Here is a 4,574-nt window from a genome sequence, read left to right as displayed (position 1 = left end):
GCCGTCACCATGCCACCGGACCGTTCTCGTCCGACACGGGGCCGGTCGGGCCGTCCGCAGTGACGTCGGCGGCAATCGGTGACGAGCCCCGGGCCCTCGAAATCCGGGAGATAAAGGAGATCGTGCAGCAGTTCCGTGACGCTGCCCGCCGGTCGAAGCAGGCCGGGTTCGACATGGTCGAACTGCATGGTTCGCACGGCTACCTCCTCACCCAGTTCCTCTCGCCCCAGTCGAATCTGAGGACGGACGAATACGGTGGCTCGTTCGAGAACCGCGCACGCTTTCCACTCGAAGTTGTCCAGGCTGTCCGGGAGGAAGTCGGTCCTGATTTCCCGATCAGCTACCGCATCAGCCTCGAAGAGCGGGTGCCCGGCGGCATGGAGGCGGAGGAGGGACTCGCCTTCTGCAAGCTCATCGAACCATATGTCGACGTCTTCAACGTCACTGCGGCGACCTACGAAAGCATGGACTCCATCTTCATGATGCAGGGCCGGAAGCCTGCGGAACTGCTGCCGCTCGCCGCCCGGGTGAAGGCGATGGTCGCCAAACCCGTCATCGGCATCAGCCGCCTGGGCTGGGCGCTGGAAACATGCGCCGACGCCGTCGAAGGCGGGCAGCTGGACTTCGTGGCGCTCGCGCGGACCCAGCTGACCGACGCCAACCTGGTGCTCAAAGTGAAAAACGGTGAATCCGACCGTGTCCGGCGTTGCATCGCGTGCAACGAGTGCATCGGCACTTTCCTCTTCGGAGGATGGCGCGTCCACTGCGTGATCAACCCGGAGCTTGGTTACGAGAAGGACGCCGACGAACTGCTTCGGCCCCAGGCAAGGGCCAAGCGGGTACTCGTCGTGGGCGGAGGGCCGTCCGGGGCGGAGGCGGCGAGGGCCGCGGCGCTCCGCGGCCACGAAGTGCGGCTGCTCGAGGCGAACCCGCGGATCGGCGGCCAGGTCCTGACAGCCACCGCGGCGGATTACAAGCGGATGGAGATGGAGGCCTACGTAACCTACTTCGAGCGTGAACTCGAGTATGTCGGCGTCAAGGTTGAGGTGGATACCCGCTTCAGTCCGAACCATCCAGCCGCAGACTGGGCTGAGGTCATCGTTGCGGCCACCGGCGCTGTCCCGGCGGGCGAGGCGGCCGGGACTCTCAACGCGGTGGAGGTGATGGATTCCCGACTCACCTTCGACGGGCCGGTCACGGTTCTCGGAGCGAATGAGATCGCGCTGAACGCCGCCGCGTTCGCAGCCCAGCAAGGGCAGCCGACCGTGGTCGTGACCGGAGGCCGGCCCGCGGGATATGACATGAACCCGCTGCTGGCCGCCCACACCGTCGCACTGCTCGAGCAGGCCGGTGTACGTTTTGTCGAGGAGGACGAAACCTCCTCAGCCACCCGGCTATCCGCTCCTGACTGGGTGCCGGACCGAGGAGCCTGGGACCTCCCGGGCAAGGAAGTCCTAACCGTCGGAGCCAAACTGAAAGGCGGCCGTCTTTACAATGCGACGCAATCCGGCTTCTGGGCCGGAACACGAATCTAGGGTCCCCCAGGTGGGTACGGAAAACCGACGGGAGAGCATCAGCGAAGCCGTTGAACGCGACGGACAGGTCCGTCTCAGCGAACTGAGCCAGAGGTTCGGCGTTGCCCCGGTGACCATCCACCGCGACCTCGAATATCTCGCCTCGGAAGGTGTGCTCGAGCGGGTGCGCGGTGGCGCGAGGAGTTCGACCGGGGTGCCGCCGATCCGGAGTGAATACTCCATCCGCAGGGACCAGGCCCTCAGCCAGAAGAAGGAGATTGCTGTCCGAGCCCTGGAGGAGATTTCCGATGGAGCAACGCTGTTCCTCGATTCCTCCACCACGGTGTTCGCCCTGGCCAAGGCTCTCGAAAAGGAGCCCAACCGGGGCCTGACTGTGGTGACCAATTCACCGGCGATCGCCAACGACGTGGTTGCGCCCTCGATCCATTTCATCATGCTGCCCGGGGAGTTGAATCAGCCCCTGCGGGCCATCACCGGGCGATGGGCCGCCGAGTTCATGGAGCACTTGTCGTTCACTGTCGCCTTCGTGTCGGCGGCCGGCATCACCTCGAGCGGGCTCAACACCACCCAGCGTGAGCTGGCCGAGGTCACCAAAGCCGCCTTCGGCGCATCGCACTGGTCGATTCCACGAAATTCGGGACGAACGCTCTCATTAACATGGCGTCGGCTGATGAGTTGGATCTTGTGGTCACCGACGAGGGCCTGTCCGCGGATGACCTCGCCGACTACCGGCGTGCAGGCTTGACCATCGCCCAGTGAGCCCTCGTACACCGCGCAATCAGGAGGACCAATGAACCAGCCCGTTGTCGCATTGATCGGCACGCTGGACACCAAGGGCGCCGAGATCGACTTCGTGCGCAAGCGGCTAACACAGTTCGACACCGGAGCCGTGGTAATCGATTCGGGGATTCTCGGGACACCCGGGATCGATGCCGACATTCCCCGTGAGCAGGTGGCGCGGGCCGCGGGCTCCTCGCTGGCTGCCGTGCAGCAGGCGGGAAGCCGTGGCGCCGCGGTGGAGATGATGCAGGAAGCGCTCCGCGTCCTTGTCCGCCGGCTTTACGATGAGGGCCGGATTCAGGGCGTCCTGTGCCTGGGTGGCGCGGAAGGGGGGCTGATGGGCGCTGCCGCCATGCAGGCGCTTCCGGTCGGCGTGCCGAAGATCGTCGTGTCCCCCAGCGCCTCGGGGCGCAGGGAGTTCGGGCCGTTCATGGGCAGCAGTGACATCCTGATCATGCACTCCGTCATCGACATCCTCGGGCTGAATTCCGTCGCCCGAAGTGTCTTCGGTAACGCCGCCGCTGCTATCGCCGGGATGTGCCGCTGGGGCAGTGAGAAGCCGGCTCCGGATCGCCCCAGCATCGGCCTGACGATGCTGGGGCAGACGACTCCTGGAGCGATGGTTGTCGTGAAAAGGCTGGAGGAAGCCGGCTTGGAGCCCATCATTTTCCACGCCAACGGAGTGGGCGGACCTGCCATGGACGACATGGCCCGGGACGGAGTGCTGAGCGGCGTGATCGACTTCACGCTGTCGGAGGTCTCGAACACCATGTTCGACGGGGTACACGCGACCGGTCCGCAGCGGATGCGGGCTGCCGTAGAACAACAGTTGCCGCTTCTCGTGGTGCCGGGGGCTTTGGACTTCTTCAATCAGGGGGCCCTCGACACGGTGCCGTCCCAGTACCTCAAGCGGCCGCATTACCGCCACAACCCGGTCGCCACTCTGGTGCGGGTGGAGGAGGAGGAGATGCGTACGCTGGGCCGGGAGATCGCGGAGCGGCTCGCGGATGCCGTTGCGCCCACGGTCGTGATGGTGCCGACAGAGGGTTTTTCCCTGATCGGAGTTCCGGGCGGACCCATCGCCGAACATGACGCTGATTCTGCCCTTGTCGCCGCCCTCAGGGAGCACCTTCCCCCCTCGATTCCGCTGGAGGTCCTGCAGACCGACATCAACTCCCCGGAGTTCGGCGAGGCCGTGGCGGCCCGCTTCCTGGCGATGCTGGAGGCGGCGGCCGGTGGACGTGACGGTGGACGCCGTGCAGGTTCCTAGTCCGCGTCGGCTCCGATCGCGGCGAGGGTCGCGGCGGCGATTGCGGCATCCTGGTCAGGGGTTCCACCTGCGACGCCGATCCCGCCAACCAAGGTTCCACCGAATTTAAGCGGCGATCCGCCGCGGATGTTCGTCAGGAGGCCGCCGGTCCCTAACGGCAGTTCGACGGCGAATGAGTCCTGCATCCAGCCGGTCCTACGGCGGGTGGACGCCGCGGTGTTCGCCTTCCGGCGACTGGTCTCCACGCTGTGCGGCGTCGCGCCGTCAGCCCGGCCGAAAGCGACTGGAACCATGGTCGGATCGACGACGGTGACCACAACGGCGATTCCGGTCCTGGCCGCCTCATCGATCGCCACCCGCACCGCGTTCTGGGCTGCTTCGTAGGTGATGGAGGCTGTTACCCGGTAGTTTTCCATGGTGCACTCCTGTCAGGGGTCGGAGGACTTTCGAACACCGCGCCGGGGTTGAGAATGTTGTCGGGGTCGAGTGCCGTCTTGATCTTCTGGTTGAGCTTCGCGGCGTCTTCTCCGAGATATTGGGGCAACCACGGCTTCTTCAGCCGGCCGACGCCGTGTTCACCGGTGATGGTGCCTCCCAGGGCAAGCGCGAGATCGAGAACCTCTCCGATGGCGACGTAGGCGCGCGCTTTCTGCTCGGTGTCCGCGGCGTCGTAGACAATCAGGGGGTGTGTGTTCCCGTCTGCGGCGTGCGCGATCACCGCGATGGGAACGTTTCGCGCTTCCGAAATCCCCGCTATCCCGCGGACCAGCTCCCCGAGTTGCGGGAGGGGTACGCCCACGTCGCCCAGAAGAAGCGTCCCCATCTGCTCGACAGCAGGAATTGCCATCCGGCGGGCAGCGACGAAGGCCTCCCCTTCGAGGGGGTCCTCCGTGGTGTAGACCGTGCCTGCGTGGTTGGCGGTGCAAATGGCGGCGACGTCGGCTATCTCACGGGCGCCTGTCTCATCTGGTTCATCGGATTGAACGATC

The 4,574-nt window shown here is 65.5% G+C and carries 5 protein-coding genes; 3 read left to right on the top strand and 2 right to left on the bottom strand.

Annotation, left to right across the window (positions count from 1 at the left end; translation table 11 throughout):
* The 3 genes from QZX79_RS01990 to QZX79_RS01980 form a co-directional block, all read left to right on the top strand.
* The coding region (locus QZX79_RS01990) for an FAD-dependent oxidoreductase (protein ID WP_294563913.1) at positions 1-1,535 on the top strand (1,535 nt) is incomplete at its 5' end.
* Between the two features lie 10 nt (positions 1,536-1,545).
* Entirely contained in the window at positions 1,546-2,280 is a 735-nt protein-coding gene (locus tag QZX79_RS01985) for a DeoR/GlpR family DNA-binding transcription regulator (RefSeq protein ID WP_294563910.1), read from the top strand.
* 45 nt (positions 2,281-2,325) lie between these two features.
* Positions 2,326-3,585, top strand: a complete 1,260-nt coding sequence (locus tag QZX79_RS01980; protein ID WP_294563908.1) for a Tm-1-like ATP-binding domain-containing protein — start codon at positions 2,326-2,328, stop codon at positions 3,583-3,585.
* Here the strand turns inward: QZX79_RS01980 and QZX79_RS01975 are convergent.
* Entirely contained in the window at positions 3,582-4,001 is a 420-nt protein-coding gene (locus QZX79_RS01975; RefSeq protein WP_294563906.1) for a heme-binding protein, read from the bottom strand. The genes QZX79_RS01980 and QZX79_RS01975 overlap by 4 nt on opposite strands.
* On the bottom strand, positions 3,983-4,574 hold a 592-nt coding region (locus QZX79_RS01970), incomplete at its 5' end, for an FAD-linked oxidase C-terminal domain-containing protein (protein WP_294563904.1). The genes QZX79_RS01970 and QZX79_RS01975, both read right to left, overlap by 19 nt.

It is taken from the genome of uncultured Arthrobacter sp. (genome assembly GCF_902805515.1).
Taxonomy (GTDB): domain Bacteria; phylum Actinomycetota; class Actinomycetes; order Actinomycetales; family Micrococcaceae; genus Arthrobacter_D.
Note: the sequence above shows the minus strand (reverse complement) of the source record. Positions and strands in the feature narration are given on the sequence as shown.

Bases quoted from the DNA above. Each gene is read 5' to 3' on its own strand.
- QZX79_RS01980 (WP_294563908.1), top strand. From the start codon at position 2,326: ATGAACCAGCCCGTTGTCGCATTGATCGGCACGCTGGACACCAAGGGC.
- QZX79_RS01975 (WP_294563906.1), bottom strand. From the start codon at position 4,001: ATGGAAAACTACCGGGTAACAGCCTCCATCACCTACGAAGCAGCCCAG.